Origin of the sequence: Streptomyces sp. NPDC007917 (genome assembly GCF_042959105.1) — a bacterium.
Lineage (GTDB): Bacteria > Actinomycetota > Actinomycetes > Streptomycetales > Streptomycetaceae > Streptomyces.
Map to the genome: position 1 here is coordinate 582104 of NZ_JBIBKK010000001.1, position 18673 is coordinate 600776.

At 72.9% G+C, this 18673-nt stretch carries 15 protein-coding genes and 1 pseudogene; 4 read left to right on the forward strand and 12 right to left on the reverse strand.

What is annotated here, in order from left to right:
* Window positions 1–45: 45 nt before the first annotated feature.
* The 5 genes from mmuM to ACFZDL_RS02480 all read right to left on the reverse strand — a co-directional run bounded on the left by mmuM (window position 46) and on the right by ACFZDL_RS02480 (window position 4122).
* Window positions 46–981, reverse strand: coding sequence for a homocysteine S-methyltransferase (gene mmuM, locus ACFZDL_RS02460; RefSeq protein ID WP_353590952.1), 936 nt, complete (start codon window positions 979–981; stop codon window positions 46–48).
* A 59-nt stretch (window positions 982–1040) separates the two neighbouring features.
* A complete protein-coding gene (locus tag ACFZDL_RS02465; protein ID WP_353590951.1) occupies window positions 1041–1964 on the reverse strand; it encodes an LLM class F420-dependent oxidoreductase in 924 nt (307 codons plus the stop codon).
* Between the two features lie 18 nt (window positions 1965–1982).
* Window positions 1983–2456 carry a DUF6099 family protein gene (locus ACFZDL_RS02470; protein ID WP_353590950.1) on the reverse strand — a complete coding sequence of 158 codons (474 nt, stop codon included), beginning with the start codon at window positions 2454–2456 and terminating at the stop codon, window positions 1983–1985.
* 159 nt (window positions 2457–2615) lie between these two features.
* Window positions 2616–2987, reverse strand: a complete 372-nt coding sequence (locus ACFZDL_RS02475) for a MazG-like family protein (protein WP_391190048.1) — start codon at window positions 2985–2987, stop codon at window positions 2616–2618.
* Entirely contained in the window at window positions 2953–4122 is a 1170-nt protein-coding gene (locus ACFZDL_RS02480; protein ID WP_353590948.1) for an ATP-binding protein, read from the reverse strand. Before ACFZDL_RS02480 ends, ACFZDL_RS02475 begins: the two co-directional genes overlap by 35 nt.
* A 136-nt stretch (window positions 4123–4258) precedes the next feature.
* On the opposite strand from ACFZDL_RS02480, the gene ACFZDL_RS02485 reads away from it, so the two are divergent.
* Complete coding sequence (locus ACFZDL_RS02485) at window positions 4259–4795, forward strand: hypothetical protein (RefSeq protein ID WP_353590947.1); 537 nt, start codon at window positions 4259–4261, stop codon at window positions 4793–4795.
* 48 nt (window positions 4796–4843) lie between these two features.
* Here the strand turns inward: ACFZDL_RS02485 and ACFZDL_RS02490 are convergent, their stop codons facing one another.
* Both ACFZDL_RS02490 and ACFZDL_RS02495 read right to left on the reverse strand, forming a co-directional pair.
* Window positions 4844–6265 (reverse strand): prolyl oligopeptidase family serine peptidase, encoded by a 1422-nt coding sequence (locus tag ACFZDL_RS02490; protein ID WP_353590946.1) that lies wholly within the window; start codon window positions 6263–6265, stop codon window positions 4844–4846.
* A 38-nt stretch (window positions 6266–6303) separates the two neighbouring features.
* Window positions 6304–6867, reverse strand: coding sequence for a helix-turn-helix domain-containing protein (locus tag ACFZDL_RS02495; RefSeq protein WP_353590945.1), 564 nt, complete (start codon window positions 6865–6867; stop codon window positions 6304–6306).
* Between the two features lie 401 nt (window positions 6868–7268).
* On the opposite strand from ACFZDL_RS02495, the gene ACFZDL_RS02500 reads away from it, so the two are divergent.
* On the forward strand, window positions 7269–8144 hold the full coding sequence (locus ACFZDL_RS02500; RefSeq protein ID WP_353590944.1) for a helix-turn-helix transcriptional regulator: 876 nt from the start codon (window positions 7269–7271) through the stop codon (window positions 8142–8144).
* Complete coding sequence (locus ACFZDL_RS02505; protein WP_353590943.1) at window positions 8141–8326, forward strand: DUF397 domain-containing protein; 186 nt, start codon at window positions 8141–8143, stop codon at window positions 8324–8326. Before ACFZDL_RS02500 ends, ACFZDL_RS02505 begins: the two co-directional genes overlap by 4 nt.
* A gap of 26 nt (window positions 8327–8352) precedes the next feature.
* Here the strand turns inward: ACFZDL_RS02505 and ACFZDL_RS02510 are convergent.
* The 4 genes and pseudogenes from ACFZDL_RS02510 to ACFZDL_RS02525 form a co-directional block, all read right to left on the reverse strand.
* Window positions 8353–8565 (reverse strand): annotated as a pseudogene (locus ACFZDL_RS02510) (ATP-binding cassette domain-containing protein); the annotation flags it as partial.
* Window positions 8566–9086: 521 nt separating this feature from the next.
* Window positions 9087–10526, reverse strand: coding sequence for an NAD-dependent succinate-semialdehyde dehydrogenase (locus ACFZDL_RS02515; protein ID WP_353590942.1), 1440 nt, complete (start codon window positions 10524–10526; stop codon window positions 9087–9089).
* Entirely contained in the window at window positions 10523–13426 is a 2904-nt protein-coding gene (locus tag ACFZDL_RS02520) for an FAD-binding and (Fe-S)-binding domain-containing protein (RefSeq protein ID WP_353590941.1), read from the reverse strand. The genes ACFZDL_RS02515 and ACFZDL_RS02520 overlap by 4 nt, the downstream gene beginning before the upstream one ends.
* Entirely contained in the window at window positions 13423–14688 is a 1266-nt protein-coding gene (locus tag ACFZDL_RS02525; protein WP_353590940.1) for an aminotransferase class III-fold pyridoxal phosphate-dependent enzyme, read from the reverse strand. The genes ACFZDL_RS02520 and ACFZDL_RS02525 overlap by 4 nt, the downstream gene beginning before the upstream one ends.
* Window positions 14689–15103: 415 nt before the next feature.
* On the opposite strand from ACFZDL_RS02525, the gene ACFZDL_RS02530 reads away from it, so the two are divergent.
* Window positions 15104–16822: a PucR family transcriptional regulator ligand-binding domain-containing protein gene (locus ACFZDL_RS02530; RefSeq protein WP_353590939.1), complete on the forward strand. Its 1719-nt coding sequence runs from the start codon at window positions 15104–15106 to the stop codon at window positions 16820–16822.
* Window positions 16823–16907: 85 nt separating this feature from the next.
* On the opposite strand, the gene ACFZDL_RS02535 is transcribed toward ACFZDL_RS02530, so the two are convergent.
* The gene (locus ACFZDL_RS02535) at window positions 16908–18533 is read right to left on the reverse strand and encodes an MFS transporter (protein ID WP_353590938.1); all 1626 of its coding nucleotides are present in this window, start codon (window positions 18531–18533) and stop codon (window positions 16908–16910) included.
* Window positions 18534–18673: the final 140 nt, after the last annotated feature.

Consider the following 18673-nt stretch of genomic DNA (forward strand, 5'->3'; position numbering starts at 1 on the left):
TCCGCCGGCTACCTCAGCCGGCTCCTTCCGCTCGCTGCCCGTACGTCACTTCTGCTCGCTGCTTTCGCCGCCCATCACGGCCACCAGCTCCGCGATCCGGTCCGGCCCCACCCGGCAGCAGCCGCCGATGAGCCGGGCGCCCGCCTCCCGCCACGCCTTCACCCGCGCCGGGTCGAACGTCGCCCGGCCGCGCCAGCCGCGGGCCTTGGCGTCCCACTCCTCGCCGCTGTTCGGATAGACGACCACCGGCTTGCCCGTGGTCCCGGCGGCGATCTCCACCGCCCGGTCGGCGTCGCCCGGCTCACAGCAGTTGACCCCCACGGCCAGCACCTGGTCGTTCCCCGCGGCCAGGGCGAACGCCTCGCGCAGCGGCTGCCCGGCCCGGGTGTGCTCTCCCGCGATGCTGTACGACAGCCACACCGGAACCCCACAGCCCTCGACCGCCCGCAGCAGCGCCTCGGCCTCGTCGGTGTCCGGCACCGTCTCCAGCGCGAGTACATCGGGCCCGGCCGCGGCCAGCGCCTCGATCCGCGGCCGGTGGAACCACTCCAGCTCGCCCGTGCTCAGCCCATAGCGCCCGCGGTACTCGCTGCCGTCCGCCAGCATCGCCCCGTACGGACCGACGGAGGCGGCCACCCACACCGGCCGCTCGGCGGTGCCGCCCGCGCCCTCGGCCGCCCGGCGCGCCAGCTCCACGCTGCGCTCCAGCAGCGCCGTGGCCTCCTCCTCCCTCACGCCCCGGCGGGCGAAGCCCTCGTATGTCGCCTGATAGCTGCTGGTGATCAGCACCCGTGCGCCCGCCCGCGCATACGCCGCGTGGGCCTCCTCGATCTGCTGGGGGTCATCGGCCAGCAGCCGGGCCGACCACAGCTCGTCGGAGAGATCGCAGCCCTGCGCCTCCAGCTGATTGGACAGCCCGCCGTCGAGGACGAGCGGCCCGCGCTCCAGGGCGGCGGCCAGGGGCGTACGGCGGGCAGACATCACAGGTGCTCCTTGCTCAGGGTGGTGCGGTGGTGCGGTGTTGCGGTGGTGCGTGGGGTTCAGCCCAGCTGGGTCTGGACCTGGGAGGAGATCAGCTCCAGGTGGTCGAGGTCGTCGAGGTCCAGGATCTGGAGATAGATCCGGGACGAGCCGGCCTGGGCATACCGGCCGATCTTGTCGACGACCTCGGCCGGCGAGCCCGCCAGACCGTTCTCCTTCAGCTCGTCCACCTTGCGTCCGATGGTGTCGGCCCGGCGGGCGACCTCGGCATCGTCCTTGCCCACGCAGACCACCAGCGCGTTGGAGTACACCAGGTCGTCGCCCTTGCGGCCCGCGGCCTCGGCCGCCGCCCGCACCCGCTCGAACTGCCGCTCACTGTCCTCCGCCGAGGCGAACGGCATGTTGAACTCGTCCGCGTATCGCGCGGCGAGGCGCGGGGTGCGGGCCTTGCCGTGGCCGCCGATCAGCACGGGCACCCGGTCCTGCGCGGGCTTGGGCAGCGCGGGCGAGTCGGCGAGCTGGTAGTGCGTCCCCTCGTATCCGAAGGTCTCGCCGACGGGCGTGCGCCACAGACCGGTGATGATGGCCAGCTGCTCCTCCAGCCTGGCGAACTTCTCCGCCGGGAAGGGGATGCCGTACGCCCGGTGCTCCTCCTCGTACCAGCCCGCGCCCAGGCCCAGCTCCACACGGCCACCGGACATCTGGTCGACCTGCGCGACCTGGATCGCGAGCACGCCCGGCAGCCGGAAGGTCGCGGCCGTCATCAGGGTGCCGAGCCGGATCCGCCGGGTCTCGCGGGCGATCCCGGCCAGGGTGATCCACGCGTCGGTGGGGCCGGGCAGCCCGTCGACATCTCCCATCTTCAGGTAATGATCGGAGCGGAAGAACGCGTCGAAGCCCAGATCCTCGGTGGCCTTGGCGACGGAGAGCAGGGTGTCGTAGCTCGCCCCCTGCTGGGGCTCGGTGAAGATTCGCAGATCCATGGATCCCATCCTGCACTGTCATGCCGCGCCACCCCACTCCAGCACCGTCATGTGCCTGAGCATCCCGTGCACCCGGTCCCTCGCCTCGTCCGCCGCGTCGATCGCCTCGACGCACTGCCAGTACAGCGCCTCCTCGTCCGTGTTGGAGGCGACGCCGACCAGCGCGAAACCCGCCTCCGCGAGCAGATCGCCGAGCGCCAGCAGCACCTCCCTCGGATCCCGCACCTCGGACAGCTGGGCGGCCCGTAAGCCCCCGCTGTGCAAGGCCGGGTGGTGCAGCGCGGGGTGGAACAGGACGCCGCGCGACCTGCTTCCCGCCTCGCACAGGCCGCGCGCCTCCGCACGCGCGGCCGCCGGGCCACTCACCACGAAATGGCCACCGATCGCCTCCGCGAGCGCCTGTATCTGCCAGGCCTCGGCCACGATGTCATGCACGGTCCCGGCCTGCGCCAGGGCGTGCCGCGTGACACCGATCAGCCGCATCGCTTCCATGCCCCGCTCCCCTCTCAACGGGCTTCCCACGCCCGCTACTCCTCCACTACCCAGAGTGATGACTAACAGGCAGAAAAGCTAGGGGAATTCAGGAATCTGTTGACAACAGTTGCGTTGTGGATAACTTCTTCACTACAGAGAGTGACGAAACGAAGATCCCTAACGCCTGGTGGCCGGAAAACGGACCTCATTGCGCTCGATCTTGGCCGCGAGAGCCGCCAGCGCGTCGATCCCCAACACCTCACAGAACTGGAGCAGATACGCCAGCACATCGGCGACCTCGTCCTCGACCCGGGCCGCGCTCCCCGCCTCCTCCATCACCCGCGCCGACTCCTCGGGCGTCAGCCACTGGAAGATCTCCACCAGCTCCGACGCCTCGACGCTCAGCGCCGTGGCCAGGTTCTTGGGCGTGTGGTACGGCTGCCAGTCGCGCGCCGCGGCGAACGCGGCCAGACGACGCTGAAGCGCCCGCACGTCTCGGTCCTGGCCTCGCGGCTCATCGGGCTGTCGATTCTCTCGTGCCTCGCTCACACCCCAGGTGTACCACTGTCGCCCCAGCGGCCTCCTCCGCGCCCGGCAGATCCGCCACCGGCGGCTCCGCCACCGTCCCCACCAGCCGGATGTGCCCCCGTGCGCACATCCGCGCCGCGACTCTCAGCAGCGCCCGCGCCTGCCGCCGGTCCAGGCACCGGTCGAACCCGTCGGCCAGCACGGTCAGCGCCTGCCGCGCCGAGAGCACATCCACCGCCGGGTCCATCTCCAGCACCCCCGGCCCGGTCAGCAGCACCAGCGCGAGCGCGATATAGCGCAGCTCCCCGTCCCCCAGCCGCTCGACGGGCATCGCCCCCAGCTCCCCCTGCGCCAGCAGGGCCCGTACCGCCCCGCCCGCCGGCCCCTCCGTGACCAGGTCCTCCACCGGCCCGGCGCACCCCGCCCGCACCGCCGCGACCAGCGCCGCGTGCCGGGTGCCGCACTCCCGGCTGGTGCGCCGCAGCACCGCCGCCAGGTTGTCGCAGCCGCCGCGCAGCCGCCCGTCCCGCTGCGGCGCCGGCGCCCGCATCCGCTCCGGCCGCGGGTCGCACACGAAGACGGACCGCAGCGCGACGACGACCTGCTCGGCGGCGGCCAGCGCGAGCCGCTGCCCCTCGGTCTTGCCCGCCACCCGCAGCGGCAGCAGCGAGGTCGCCAGCCGGTCGTCGGGCAGCGGGGCCCGGGTGACCGCGACCGCCCCCGCCGTGTGCCAGGCCGCCTGCACCCGGCGCCGCCCCGGGTCGCGCAGCGCCGTCTCCAGCAGGGTCTCCCCCGCGCCCGTCATCCGCTCGCCCACGATCCGCAGCTCGGGCTCCGCCTGCACGGCCACGTCCAGCCGCACCGGCCCGACCGGGCCGTCCACCGTGCAGCCGATCCGGAAGCCGCGCCTCCCCTGCCCGTCCGGCCGGGCGCGCCGCGGGATGTATCCGGCGGGGTCGTGGAAGACCTCCTCCAGCCGCTGCCCACCCGCCAGGCGCGCGAGCGCCGCGTACGCCTCCAGCACACCGGACTTACCGCTTCCGCTGGGCCCTGCGATCAAGGTCAGCGGCCCCAGGGGAAAGGCCGCGCGGCGGTGCGTCTTGAAGGCCGACAGCCTCAACTCCGTGACGACAGGCCGCAGTCCGGATGCGCTCATGCCCCGGAACGTATCTCCCGCGCCACACCGCCGAACCGTTCCGTCTTACGTATCTTCCACATCTTCCTACGATCGGGCGATGGCGACCGCCCGCCTGAGATGACGAATGACATGACGAACCGGGGAGCAACGAATCGTGGCCGACAGCACATTCTGGATCGCCGCCCTCACCGGGGGCACCGCCGTCCTGGCCAGCTGGGTCACCAGCCGCGGCAACACCCGGGCCGCCCGGATACAGGCGGACACCGCGGCACGGGCCCAGCACTCGGAGCGGCGGCGCGAGAGCAGGCGCACGGCGTACCTCGACCTGATCGAACACGCCCACCAGACGGTCGAGGTGTACTGGGAGATATCGGCCGCCCAGCGGACCGCCGACGCCGAGCACCGGCCCGCCGCCCTTGAGGAGATGGCCGAGCGGGAGCTCGACGCGTACGGGAAGCTGCGCCGGCGCGTGCGCGTGGTCGAGTTGGAAGGGCCCCCCGCCGCGGCCAGGGCGGCAAACGCCCTGCAGAAGGCGACCGGCCCGTTCCACCGGGCCCTGCGGGACATGCGCTCCGACGACCACCCCGACCACCCCGAGGCCGTACGCCGCTTCGAGGCCGCCTACCGCCCGTTCTGGAGCGCCCTCACGGACTTCGTGGACGCGGCGCGGGACGCCCTGCACGAGGGATGACCCGCGACGACAGCGACAGACGCTGCGCGGAGACGGAGTCCATGGCCGTCACGCAGCAACACCCCACCACACCGCCCATGGCACGAACCCGACCGCGGCCAGCCCGACCGGAGCCAGGCGCAGCCAGGCCGCCCAGCTCGGCGCCGGCCGGCGGCGCCAGAGCGCGGCTGCCGAGACACAGGCGGACACCACCACGGCGGCCGCGAGGCCCTGCACCACCAGCCACACCGCCGGACGACCCCAGACCACGGGTGCCGCCGCGCCATCCCTGACCACGAAGACGGCGAGCGGGCAGGCCACCGCCGCCACGACCGCGAGCAGGCCGAGCCCGGCCAACCACCGCACCGGACGCAGGACCGGGCCCCGGCGCAGGAGGGCGCTCACCGGATAGGCGGCGAAGCCGAGGAGGAGCAGCGCCGGGGCGAGCCAGACATACCAGGCGTGGCCAGGTACAGGGGTGGTGGCGAGTGCCTGCTCGGGTGCGGGGGCGGCGCTCGACGCCGGTGGGTGGCCGGCGGCGACGGCCCGCACCCATGAGGTCATGGTCTGCGCATAGCTCGGGGTCAGCTCCCCCAGCTTCTTGCCATGGAAGAGGGGGCCGCCGATCCGGTCGAACCCGTCCGACGTGCGGTGCCCGTTGTGCGCACCACCGGCGACGAAGCCGATGACGGCGTGCCGGTTGCCCGCACGGGCCAGGGCCTCGCGGAAGATCCGTGCGCTTTCCCGGGGCGGCACCTGCGTGTCGTGATCGCCCCACAGCGCCAGTACCGGCGTTCGGTGGAGCTGCTCCAGCACCGGCAAGGGGTCGTAGCCGGCCGCGGGGAACAGACCGGTCGAGCCCAGGAATTGGGCGGCGGGACCGGCCACGGTGTGACGGAACGATCCGCCCACCCCCTGGTGGCGCAGATGCGTTGCGAGGTTCCAGGTCTCGGTGCGCAGCGGGTCGTAGCCGGGCCCGCCGATGGTGACGACGAACGCGACGTCGGCCGAGCGCGAGGCGGCCAGCGGCGCCACCCAGCCCCCCTCGCTGAACCCCCACAGCCCGACCTGGCGTGGGTTCACCCCGCTCCTGGACCGCAACAACCGCACTCCGGCGAGCGCGTCGTCGGCCAGCAGGCCGAAGTCCCGGTGGAGCCGGGAGTAGCCGACGGTCCGTTTGTCGTAGACGAGCGTGGTGATCCCGGCCCGGGCGAACGCCTCGGCCTCCTGCCGGTACTCCTCCCGGGGCCCGGCACCCGAGCCGCCGACAAGCACGATGCCAGGTCTCCGGCCGGGTACTCCGTCCTTGCTGAGCACGGTGCCGTGCAGGACGAGCCCACCGCCGCCCCGGAAGGTGACCTCCTGACGGACCAGCCCGTCCCCGTCGGCGTACGCCACTGGCGCGGCCAGCAGGAGGGCGCTGGCCAACACCCCGGACAGGACGGCCAGTACGGCGCGTATCAGTGATGCGGATGCAGCCGGGAGCAGCACGGCGTGCGTCCCCTTTCGTTGTCGGTGGGGCCGCGCGGTCAGTCGGTCTCGGGAATTCCGAGCAGCCGGACGAGCACGGTCCGCGCCTCGGCCGCGTTCCCTGGTTCCGAGGTCGAGTACCGGTAGAGGAGCGCGATGTACTCCTCGAAGAACGCGCGGAGCTGGGCAGGGTCGACCCGGAGCGTGGCGCGGGAGAAGAGCGCCGCGTCGGCCCAGGGCCCCAGCGTGTCGCGCGCCTCCTCGAACCGCCGGGCGGAGTCGATCAGTTCGGCGAGGTTGAGCCGATGCATCTCGGTCAGCGCCTCACGCATCTCCGGCGTCTGTCGGCTGTACGGCGGGTACCGCCGGTCCCCCGGCACCGCCCGCCACCACCGCTCCCGCCCCTTCGCCAGCTCCGGGACCTCCTCGACGAAGCCGTGCTTGGCCAGCTGCCGCAGGTGGTAGCTGACCAGCCCCGTACTCTCACCCAACTCGCGTGCCAGCGCGGCGGAGTTGGCCGGCCCCCGGCGCAGGCATCGCTCGATCTTCTGCCGCATCGGGTGCGCGAAGGCGCGCAGCGCCTCGACATCGGTGATCTCTTGAGCAGGCGGTTGTTCGGCCACGCCAGAAGGCTACGAGTTGCAAAGAGCATTTGCAAGGACCCCTTGCAACTCTCGGACGAGACCTTTCCCACGATGAGAGCGGCCGCGTCCGACAGCCGCGTGCCGTGCGGGATGTTCCAGCCGTCGAGCTGATGGAGCGTGAGCCGCCGGGCGAGGCGCGCGCCGAGGGGGGTGGAGCTGAAGAGCTGGGTGAACACACGTACGGTGATGGACCCTTGGCGAGTGGGGGCTGGCGTCATGCGCCCACGGTGACCTGCGGATTCGCCTGCGCACCAGGATGACGCTGCGTACGCTGAGTCAGCGTACGCACACGAATCGTGGACGGTACTCGTGACTGGCCGTGAGTATGTGAGCGGCGAAGAGCGTCACATGGGGCGGGGTGCGACAGGAGGGGGCCAGAGATGGCCGAGCACAGTGTCAGTACGGATGGTGAGACGGACGCGAGCGAAGCACAGACACCGCCGTGCGGCGGGGAACCGGAGCCTTCGGACAGTCTGCGGACGTTCGGGGCCGTGGTCCAGGCCCTGCGGGAACACGCGGAGCTGAGCAGAGAGCAGTTCGCCGAGCTGGTCCAGTTCTCGAAGCATACGGTCGCGTCGATCGAGCAGGGTCGGCGCATGCCGGACGCGTCTTTCGTGGAACGGGCGGAGGAGGCGACTGGCAACACGGGGGCGCTGCGGAGGGCGGCCCGGCACCTGTCCCGGCAGCCGGGGCTGGCGGCGTGGTTTCGGCAGTGGGCGCGGCTGGAGAGGGTGGCGATCGCGCTGTACACGTACGAGTGCCGGTTGATTCCGGGGCTGTTGCAGACGGAGGCGTATGCGCGGACCTTGTGCGAACACCAACTGCCGCCCATGAGTAACGCCCAGATCGAGGCCCAGTGGGCAGTACGCGCAGAGCGCCAACGGCTGTTGTCCGAGCGGCCCAACACGGCGTTCAGCTTCATCGTCGACGAGCATCTGCTCCTGAAGCGTCTGGGCGGAACGGAGGTCACACGGGAACTCATCGACCGTCTTCTGGCAGTCGCAGAGCTGCGGAACGTCGAGATCCAGATCATGCCGTTGGCAAGAGAACACGCGGGCATGGCTGGGCCCGTGCAGCTCCTGGAGACGCCCGAGAACCGCTGGCTCGCATACTGTGAAGGGCAGGAGAGCGGCCAGTTCATCACGGCTTCGAAAGTGGTCAGCGTGCTCCAGATGCGGTATGCCAGGATGCGCTCACAGGCTCTGTCTCTCGAAGAATCGCTGAGCCTGTTGCAGCGGATGCGAGGGGAGCTATGAACACGTCCGAACTGGCCTGGTTCAAGAGCAGCTACAGCAGTAGCGCCTCGAACGACTGCGTCGAGGTGGCCAGTTGCCCCGACGCCGTCCACGTGCGCGACTCCAAGGACAAGGAGGGCCCGCAGCTCGCCTTCTCCCCCAGCGTGTGGACCAACTTCGTCGCGTACGCCACCAAGCCCTGACCGTTCACGCCCCGCCCCGTGCCGGCAATCACCCGGTCGGCGACCTCCCGGGCGAAGCCGATCTCGTGGGCGACCACCAGCATCGTGAGGCCGCCGCGCGCCAGGTCCCGCATGGTGGCGAGGACTTCGCCGATCAGTTCGGGGGCGAGGGCGCTGGTCGGCTCGTCGAAGAGCATCAGCTTCGGCCGCATGGCCAGGGCGCGGGCGATGGCCACCCGCTGCTGCTGGCCGCCGGGGGCATCGGCCCGCTCGCCACACTCCCGGGCGCCAGCATCGGAACGCACCTCCCGCAGCGCACCGCCCTGGTCCGCTCCTACTCCAAGGCGTACGGGCCCGATCTGCGCCTGGCCGTGGTCGGCGGCCCAGGGGAACTGGTCGAACGCGCCCGCGCCCTGCGGACCTTCGGCTCCGGCTGGACCAGCCGCATCCTCCAGGACGCGCTCGCCCACCTGCTCAGCTCACGCCCGCGATGGACTGGAGGACGGTGGCCATCTGGTGGTGCTCGGTGGGCCCCATCAGCAGACATCCGGTCAGACGGCGCAGCTCACGGCCGGTCTCCGTGGGGCCGCCTCATCACCGACACGGCCGCGGAGATCGCGGGGCGCCGCCTGGGCGCCTGAGCGGGAGGCGGGGGGGCCGGGCCCGCGTCCGAAAAGCGTCGCCGAGCCCGCGTCAAGGCGTCGGCCCCCACGCATCAGCGTGAGGGCCGATCCTCGGCGTATGTCAGGCCACGGCGTATGTCAGGGCAGGGCCGCCGCCCTCATCGCACGGGCACCGCGAGGTACTGGTACTCCAGGAACTCGTCGATCCCCACCCGGCCGCCCTCGCGGCCGAGCCCGGACTGCTTGACGCCGCCGAACGGCGCGGCCGGGTTGGACACGAGTCCGGTGTTGAGGCCGACCATGCCCACTTCCAGTCGCTCGCTGACGCGCAGCGCGCGGTCGAGGCCCTCGGTGAAGACATAGCCCACCAGGCCCCAGGGCGTGTCATTGGCCCGGCGCACCACCTCGTCCTCGTCGTCGAAGGTGAGGATCGCCGCCACCGGGCCGAAGATCTCCGTCCCCATCAGGCGGCTGCCGGGGTCGACGTCGGTGAGCACGGTCGGCGGGTAGAAGCAGCCCGGCCCCTCGGGCGTGCGGCCGCCGACGAGCACCCGGGCGCCGCGCTCCACCGCGTCGGCGACCAGTTCCTCGACCTTGGCCCGTCCGCCGGCGTCGATCAGCGGACCGACGTCGACCCCGTCCCGGGTGCCGGGGCCCACGACGAGCGCGCCCATGCGCTCGGCCAGCCGCTGCCCGAACTGCTCCGCCACCGACCGGTGGACGAAGAAGCGGTTCGCGGCGGTGCACGCCTCCCCCATGTTGCGCATCTTGGCGAGCATCGCGCCGTCCACGGCCACGTCCAGGTCGGCGTCCTCGAAGACGATGAACGGGGCGTTGCCGCCCAGCTCCATCGAGGTCCGGACGACCATGTCCGCGCACTGGGCCAGCAGCAGCCGCCCGACCTGCGTGGACCCGGTGAAGGAGAGCTTGCGGATCTGCCCGCCGCGCAGGAGCGGTTCGCACACCTCCCCCGCGCGGGAGGTGGTGACGACGTTCAGCACCCCGTCCGGCAGACCGGCCTCCTTGAGGATCGCGGCCAGCGCCAGGCTGGACAGCGGGGTCTGGGGGGCGGGCTTGAGCACCATCGTGCAGCCCGCGGCCACCGCCGGGCCGATCTTGCGGGTGCCCATGGCCAGCGGGAAGTTCCACGGGGTGATCAGCAGGCAGGGGCCGACCGGGCGGCGGGAGAGCAGCATGCGGTTGCGGCCGTCGGGCAGGATTCCGCCGCCGCCGTCGATGCGTACGGCCTCCTCGGAGAACCAGCGGAAGAACTCGGCCGCGTAGGCGACCTCTCCCCTGGCCTCGGCCAGCGGCTTGCCCATCTCGGACGTCATCAGGCGGGCCAGCTCGTCGGTGCGCTCAAGGATGATCTCGTACGCGCGGCGCAGGATCTCGCTGCGCACCCGCGGCGCCGTACGGGCCCACTTCTCCTGCGCCTGCACGGCCGCGTCCTCCGCGAGCCGGGCGTCCTTGGGGCCCGCGTCGGCGACATGACAGAGGATCTCGCCGGTCGCCGGGTCGTCCACGGGCATGGTGGCGCCGTCCGCGGCATCCACCCAGGCCCCGCCGATGAACAACTGCGTGGGGGTGTCGGTCATGAGGTCTCTCCTGGTTGATCGGCGGCGGGGTCGAGCAGTTCCGCGAGGTGCACGGCGCGGATGCCCCGGTCACCGGCGAGGTGGTCGATCTGGGTGGCGCAGCTGAAACCGTCGGCCACGACGATAGTCGGGGTGTCCTCGCCGATACCGTCGAGACGGGGTTTCAGCGCCAGGTCGGCGACGGCCATCGAGGTGTCGTAGTGCTGCTCCTCGAAGCCGAAGTTCCCGGCGAGCCCGCAGCAGCCCTCGGCCTCGTCGACCTCGCGCACGCCGAGTCTGCTCAGCAGGTCGCGCGGGCGGCGGCCGGCGAAGGTGGCGTACTCGTGGCAGTGGGTCTGCAGGACGACGCCGGCGGGCAGTTCCCGCGGCGTCCAGCCCGGCGCGGCGAGGTCGGTCAGGGCGCCGGTGAGGGTGTGGACACGGGCCGCGACGCGGCGGGCCGCGGGGGTGTCGAGGAGTTCGGGCACGTCCCGTTTGAGGGCGGCGGCGCAGCTGGGCTCGGCCACGACGATCGGCAGGTCGCCGCCGCCGTCCAGGCGGGCGACCGTACGGGCCATCACGCGGCGCGCGACGGACAGCTGGCCGGTACTGACCCAGGTCAGTCCGCAGCACAGGCCGGCCTCCGCGCCGCAGGGGATTCCGGCGTCGGCGAGCACACGGCTCGCGGCTCCGGCCACCTCGGGGCGGAAGGCGCGGGTGAAGCTGTCGACGAAGAGCAGGGCCTTCACCTTCGACGGTTCGCCCGTCTTCGTCATGCGCCGCAGGACCGCGCGCCGGGCGCGCCGGGAGGCGAAGGCCGGGATCCTGCGCTTGGTGGTCACGCCTCCGAGGCGGGCGAGCAGCGTGCCCACCGGTCCGCGCAGCAGCGCGTTGAGGGGGCGGGCCGCGTATCCGGCCAGGGCGGAGGTCAGGGGCAGCCAGCCCAGCGAGTAGTGGGAGCGGGGCCTGAACCTGCCTTTGTAGTGCTGGTGCAGGAACTCCGCCTTGTAGGTGGCCATGTCGACGCCGACCGGGCAGTCGCTGGAACACGCCTTGCAGGACAGGCACAGATCGAGGGCGTCCTTGACCTCGGCCGAGCGCCATCCGTCGCGGACGGTCCCGCCCCGCACCATCTCCTGGAGCAGCCGGGCCCGGCCCCGCGTGGAGTCACTCTCCTCCCCGGTGGCCCGGTAGCTGGGACACATCACGCCGCCCGCCTCGCCGCGGCATCGGCCGACGCCGACGCAGCGGCGCACGGCACCCGCGAAGCCGTCGTCGTCGTGCGGGAAGGAGAAGAGGGTGTCGACGGGCAGCACGTCGGGCGTGTGCAGCGCGAGATCGGCGTCGAGCCGGGCCGGGGCCACGATGACGCCCGGGTTCAGCAGCCCGTCGGGGTCGAAGACCTCCTTGAAGCCGGCGAACGCCCGGATCATCCCGTGGCTGTACATGACCTCCAGCAGTTCGCCGCGCGCCCGCCCGTCACCGTGCTCACCCGACAGGGTTCCGCCGTGCCCGACGACCAGGGCGGCCGCCTCCGCGAGGAACCGGCGGGCGGCGGCCCGCCCGGCGTCCGTGGCGAGGTCGAAGTCGATGCGCACATGGACGCAGCCCGCGCCGAAGTGCCCGTAGAGCACGCCGGTGAGGCCGTGGCCGGCCAGCAGCTTGCGGAAGTCTCCCAGGTAGGCGGCCAGGTTCTCGGGCGCCACCGCGGCGTCCTCCCAGCCGGGCCAGGACTCCCCGCCGTCGACGAGACGGGCGGCGAGGCCGGCGCCGTCCTCGCGGACGCGCCACAGCGAGCGGCGCTCGGCCGCGTCCTCCACAACCCGCCCGCCGGTCATCCTCCCCCGGGCCCTGAGCACGTCGAGCAGTTCCGCCGCGCGACCGTTCACCACGGCCTCTTCGTCGCCGTCGAGCTCGACGTAGAGCCAGGCGCGGCCCTCGGGCAGCCCGGTGACGGAGTCCGGGCCACGGCGGGCGCGCATGGTGGCGACGATCGCCTCGTCCATGCCCTCCACGGCGGTCGGATTCCAGCGCAGGATCTCCGGCACGTCCTCGGCGGCGTCGACGACGTCGTCGTAGCCGAGGGTCAGCAGCGCCGTGGCCGGCGCGGTGGCCACCAGGCGGACCGTCGCCCCGGTGACCACCGCGCAGCTGCCCTCGGTGCCGACCAGGGCGCGGGCCATGTCGAAGCCGTGCTCGGGCAGCAGGCGGTGCAGCTGGTAGCCGGAGACCTGGCGGGGGATGCGGCCGAGTTCGGTGCGGATCGGGGCCAGGTTGGCGTCGATCAGGCGTCGTACGCCGGCTTCGAGCCGGGCGACGCGCCGCACGGCGTCCGCGTCGCCCGGGTCGGCGGCGCGCAGTCCGGTGCGGTCGGCGACGGCCCGCACACCGTCGGCCGTCACGATCTCCAGTGCCTCGACGTGACCACTGGTGCGACCGTGCCGCACCGACCGGTTGCCGCACGCGTCGTTGCCGATCATCCCGCCGAGGGTGCAGCGGCTGTGCGAGGACGGGTCGGGGCCGAAGGTCAGCCCGTGCGGGGCGGTCGCGGTCCGCAGCGCGTCGAGGACCACTCCGGCCTCGACGCGGGCGCGTCCCGCCCGCGTGTCGATGTCCAGGATCCGGTTCATGTACCGGGAGAAGTCCAGGACGACACCCGGCCCGATCGCATTGCCCGCCATGCTGGTGCCGCCGCCGCGCGCGACGATCGGAACGCCCGCCTCCCGGCAGGCCCGTACCACCGCGACCACATCGTCGGCGGTGCGTGGGAAGACCACGGCGAGCGGCGGCACACGGTAGTTGGAGGCGTCGTAGGCATAGAGGCCGGTGGCGCCCGGGCCGGTCTCCACCCGCAGTCCTGGAGCGGTCTCGGCGAACCGCGCGACCAGCGGCTCCAGTGCCGCGGTGGCGTCCGTCGTCACCGTGCGGCTCCTGATGTGCCGACTTCGACGGCGCGCTGCCACGCCCGCAGGCCCTCGTCCACCCCCGCCTCGTCGATGACCAGGGCCGGAATCATCCGCACCACCTGGTTCCAGGCCCCGCACAGCAGCAGGAGCAGCCCCTCGTCCACGGCGGCCCGCTGCACCCGGGCCGCGGTCTCGGGGTCGGGCTCGCCGTCCGCGGTGACGAACTCGCTGGCCAGCATCAGCCCGAGGCCCCGTACGTCCCCGATGGCCGGGGTCCGCTCGGCCACCGCCTCAAGGCCCAGGCGCAGCCGCGCGCCCATCGCCTCGGCGTTCTCCACCAGCTTCTCGTCGCGTACGACGTCGAGCGTGGCGCAGGCCGCGGCGCACGCCACCGCGTTGGCGCCGTACGTACCGCCCTGCGAGCCCGCCCACGCCTTGTGCATCAGCTCCTCGGAGGCGGCGATGGCGGACAGCGGGAAACCACTGGCCAGCCCCTTGGCGGTGACCAGGATGTCCGGTACGACGCCGAAGTGCTCATGGCCCCAGAACCGGCCGGTGCGGCCCACGCCGGTCTGCACCTCGTCGAGGATCAGCAGGAAGCCGTGGCGGTCCGCCCGCTCCCGCAGCCCCTCCAGGAAGGCTCGGGTCGCGGGCACGTACCCGCCCTCGCCGAGCACCGGCTCGACGATGACCGCGGCCGTGTCGGCGGGCGAGGAGATCGTCTGGAGCGTGTAGTCGAGCTCCCGGAGCGCGAAGCGGGTGGCGGTCTCCTCGTCCCAGCCGTACCGGTAGGCGGTCGGGAAGGGGGTGACGACCACCCCGCTCATCAGCGGCGAGAAGCCGGACCGGAAGCGGGTGCCGGAGGTGGTCATGGAGGCGGCGGCCACGGTCCGGCCGTGGAAGCCGCCGTGGCAGACCAGGACGTTCGGCCGGCCGGTGGCCTGCCGGGCCAGCCGCAGCGCGGCCTCCACGGCCTCGCTGCCGGAGTTGGTGAAGAACAGGCTGTCCAGGCCCGCCGGCAGCACCTCGCCCAGCTTGTCGACCAGCCGCCGCAGCGGGGGGTGCATGACCGTCGTGTACTGGCCGTGGATGAGCGTGCCCACCTGCTCCTGGGCGGCCGCCACCACGCTGGGATGGCAGTGGCCGGTGCTGGTGACCCCGATCCCGGCGGTGAAGTCCAGATAGCGGCGGCCGTCCTCACCGTGGATGTGGACGCCCTCGCCCCGGACCGCCACCACGGGCGTGGCCTGGCGAAGGTGCGGCGACAGTGCGGTCATGTTCGTCTCCGGCCTGGGTCGTGGTCAGATTCGGCATCACGAGCATCCCCACCGGCCCGGTCGCCGACAACGCGTGATCTGTCCAGCTCGGACGCGTCGTTCGGACAATGTGTCAACCGCCCGGGCGCCGATCGGCCGCCCGGCGCCCCCGCGCCCCGGGTCCGCTTCCGGCTCCGACCGCCCTTGCGCAGGTCAGCGCGGCTTGCCACAGTGACCTGACACTCAGGGAGGCACCGTGAGCGCCGCACGCGCGGCCGCCGGCCCGCAGACGGCGACGCTACCCGCACCCGCGCCGCGTGGGCGGAGAAGCGAACAACGAGGCACCGTGAGCGCCGCACGCGCGGCCGCCGGCCCGCAGACGGCGACGCTACCCGCACCCGCGCCGCGTGGGCGGAGAAGCGAACAAGGAGGCACCGTGAGCGAGAACCACCGCCCGGCTCGGCCATGGGCCCCGGACGGCCGGGACGCCGCCTTGGCCGGCCGCCCGCTCACCGTGGCCGACATCCTGGCCCTCCCCGTCCTGGCGGCCGGGCGGCCGCGGGTCGTCACCGGCGGGGACCACCTCGACCGGCCGGTCCGCTGGGTCCACATCACCGAGCTGACGGACCCCGCCTCCTTCCTCAAGGGCGGCGAACTCGTCCTGACCACCGGTATGCCCCTGCCCGAGGACGCGGCGAGCGTGCGCCGGTACGTGGACGAACTCGCCGACATCGGCGCCGCCGCGCTGGTCATCGAGCTCGTCCGGCGCTACCACCGTCCGCCCGACGCGCTCGTCCACGCCTGCGGTACCCGCGGCCTGCCCCTGGTCACCCTGGCCAAGGACGTCAACTTCCTGGAGGTCACCCAGGTCGTCCACGCGCGCATCCTCGGCAACCAGGCGGACGCGATGCGCCGGACCCAGCGGATCCACGAGGCGTTCACCGCCCTGACACTGCGCGGGGCGGGCCCGGAGGACGTGGTGCGTGCCGCGGCGGAGATGAGCGGCCATACGGTGGTCCTGGAGAACCTGGTGCACCAGGCGCTGATCTGCGAGCCCTCCGGCTCCACGGTGGAAGAGGCGCTCACCGGCTGGGAACAGCGCTCCCGCGCGACCCCGACCGGCGACCACCCCGAGGTGCGCGGCCCCGAGGGCTGGCTCGTGGCCCCCGTGGCGTACCAGGGGGAGCGCTGGGGCCGGGTGGCCATGCTGCCCGCCCCGCCCGCCCCACCCGGCGACCCGGCGGCCGGGGCGGCCGGGGCGTCGGGGAAGTCGGGGGCGTTCGGGCCCGAGGACGTCACCGTGCTGGAGCGAACGGCGATGGCGCTCACCATCGCCCGCCTCATCCACCCCCTGCCCTGGGAGCGCACAGCGCACCGCGGCGTGCTGCGCCACCTCGCCGAGCAGCGCCACCGCTCCCCCGAGGACGCCCGCGCCCGCTTCGCCGCCCTCGGCCTGCCCACCGACCCCGGCCGCTTCCTCGCCGTCCTGATGGACCTTGCCCCGGACGCGGACGGCGGCCCGGACGACGGCGGCACCGTGCCGGAGACCCGCGTGTCCCAGGAGCTCCGAACGGCCGGCATCCCGGCGCTCGTCGGCGTCCTGGCCCCCGGCCGGCTCGGCCTCCTGCTGGCCCTGCGCCCCTCCCAGCCGTGGCGGCCCGCGGTCGAACGGCTGAGCCGCCTCGCGCTCGACCTGGACCCGGAGGCGGTGGTGAGCGTCGGCTCCGAGGTCACCGACCTCTCCGACGCCGCCCGCTCCTTCCGCGAGGCGGCCCGCGTGGCCGAGGCGACCCTGCCCGGCCGGCCGCTCCCCGCGGAACGGTCCTTCCACGAGCTCTCCGACATCGGCCTGCGCCAACTGCTGTACGCGCTCCGCGAGGACACCCGGATCCAGAGCTTCGCCGAACGCCGACTCGGCCGGCTCATCGACCACGACACCCGGCACCAGACCGACCTCTTGACGACCCTGCGCCACTACCTGGACGCGGCCGGGAACAAGACCACCGCCGCCCGCCGCGGCGGGCTGTCCCGGGAGACCGTCTACCAACGGCTCCGCGCCGTCGAGCGGCTGCTCGACTGCGATCTCGAATCCGCGGAACAGCGCACCGAACTGCAGGTGGCGCTCGCGGCGTTCGACGTCCTGCGGGCCCACTGAGGACACGAAGGCGCGATCGACCGCCCGACGCCCGAACGCCCGGCCTCGCCGGGACGAGGCCGGGCGGGAGCCCGGGCGGGACGGATCATCGGACGGAGTCGGAAAGCTCCGCCTCCTCCCGGTCGGCTTCGGCCGCCACCGGCCCCTCCTGGCGGTGCCCGGCCGCGGCCTTGCGGCCGGGGAGGACCGCGACGACGATCAGGGTGCCGGCGGCCATGATGACGGCGCCGATGAGGCTGGTGTGGGCGACGGCGTGGGCGAAGGACTCGTGCACCGCGTCGACCAGGGCCTGGGCCTGCTGGGGTCCGCCGCCCGGGGCCTTCGCGACCTGCTCGGCGACGGCGAGGCCGCCGCCCGCCGAGTCCTTGGCGGTGTCCAGCGCGGCGGCCGGGAGGTGGCCGCCGACCAGGTCGGTCAGCTTGTCGCGGTAGGCGGTGCCCAGCAGTGAGCCGAGGATCGCGATGCCCAGGGAGCCGCCGAGCTCCAGCGCGGTGTCGTTGGCGCCGCCGCCGACGCCCAGCTCCGACTCGGGGAAGGAGCCCATGATGGTGTCGGTGGCCGGGGACAGGCTCAGGCCGATCGCGAAGCCGAGCAGCAGCAGGGGCGCCAGGAAGTCGGTGTACGTCGAGCCCGACCCGATCCGCGTGAGCAGCAGGACGCCCACCGTGCCGATCGCCATGCCGGTCCCCACGACCGGCTTCACGCCCAGCTTCGGGGCCAGCCGGCCGGTCACCGCGGCGCCGGCGAAGACGGCTCCGGCCAGCGGCAGCAGCCGTATGCCGGTGTCCAGCGCGTTGTAGCCGAGGATGAACTGCAGGAACTGGGTGGCGTAGTAGATCGAGCCGAAGGTGCCGAAGAAGAAGAACAGCACCGCGAGCATCGAGCCGCTGAAGGGGCGCTCCTTGAACTTGCGCACGTTCAGCATGGGGTGCGGGTGGCGCAGCTCCCAGGCGACGAAGGCCAGGAGGCCGACGCCGGCGACCACGGCCGCGGCGATGGGGCCGGTGCCCCAGCCGAAGTGCGGGCCCTCGATGGTCGCGTAGACCAGGCTGCCGACGGAGACGATCGAGAGCAGACCGCCGACGAGGTCGATCCGGCCCGCCTTCTCCGCCCTCGACGGCGGCACCAGGAGCAGTGCGCCGACGACGCCGAGGACCGCGACGGGGACGTTCATCAGGAAGGTGGAGCCCCATGCGTGGTCCTTCAGCAGCCATCCGGCGGCCAGCGGACCGGCGGCGATGGCGAGGCCGGAGGTGGCGCTCCAGGCCGTGATGGCCTTGGCGCGCTCCGCCCTCGGGAAGATCGCGACCAGCAGGGACAGGGTGGCCGGCATCACGACGGCGGCGCCGACGCCCATGGTCGCGCGGGCTGTGATGACCAGGTCGGTCCGGTCGACCAGGCCGCCCATCACCGAGCCGCCCGCGAAGATCAGCAGGCCCAGGATCAGTGCGCCGCGGCGGCTGTACTTGTCGCCGATCGAGCCGAGCACGAGCATCAGCGCGGCGTAGGGGACCGTGTAGCCGTCGATGACCCACTGCAGGTCGCTGCTGGACAGGCCCAGGTCCCAGGTCATGTCGGGCGCCGCCACGATCAGCGATGTGTTCGCCATGACGACGATCAGCAGGCTCAGGCACAGCACCAGCAGGGCCCACCAGCGCCGTGGATAGGGCGCCGTCATCTTCTCGGCGGGCGTGTTGGCAAAGAGCGGCATCAAAAGCTCCTCGGGGCGAAGCGGCAGATGGGGGATGCGCGGATCGGCAGGGCAGTGCGGTACGGCCGCGACGCTGCGGGCGGCACTGCGGGCAGTTATTTGCCCAACGATGTGCAGACTAGTTTGTTGCCCATCGATGT

Coding starts and splice junctions, on each gene's coding strand:
- mmuM (WP_353590952.1), bottom strand. CDS start 981: ATGTCTGCCCGCCGTACGCCCCTGGCCGCCGCCCTGGAGCGCGGGCCG.
- ACFZDL_RS02465 (WP_353590951.1), bottom strand. CDS start 1,964: ATGGATCTGCGAATCTTCACCGAGCCCCAGCAGGGGGCGAGCTACGAC.
- ACFZDL_RS02470 (WP_353590950.1), bottom strand. CDS start 2,456: ATGGAAGCGATGCGGCTGATCGGTGTCACGCGGCACGCCCTGGCGCAG.
- ACFZDL_RS02480 (WP_353590948.1), bottom strand. CDS start 4,122: ATGAGCGCATCCGGACTGCGGCCTGTCGTCACGGAGTTGAGGCTGTCG.
- ACFZDL_RS02500 (WP_353590944.1), top strand. CDS start 7,269: ATGGCCGAGCACAGTGTCAGTACGGATGGTGAGACGGACGCGAGCGAA.
- ACFZDL_RS02505 (WP_353590943.1), top strand. CDS start 8,141: ATGAACACGTCCGAACTGGCCTGGTTCAAGAGCAGCTACAGCAGTAGC.
- ACFZDL_RS02515 (WP_353590942.1), bottom strand. CDS start 10,526: ATGACCGACACCCCCACGCAGTTGTTCATCGGCGGGGCCTGGGTGGAT.
- ACFZDL_RS02525 (WP_353590940.1), bottom strand. CDS start 14,688: ATGACCGCACTGTCGCCGCACCTTCGCCAGGCCACGCCCGTGGTGGCG.
- ACFZDL_RS02535 (WP_353590938.1), bottom strand. CDS start 18,533: ATGCCGCTCTTTGCCAACACGCCCGCCGAGAAGATGACGGCGCCCTAT.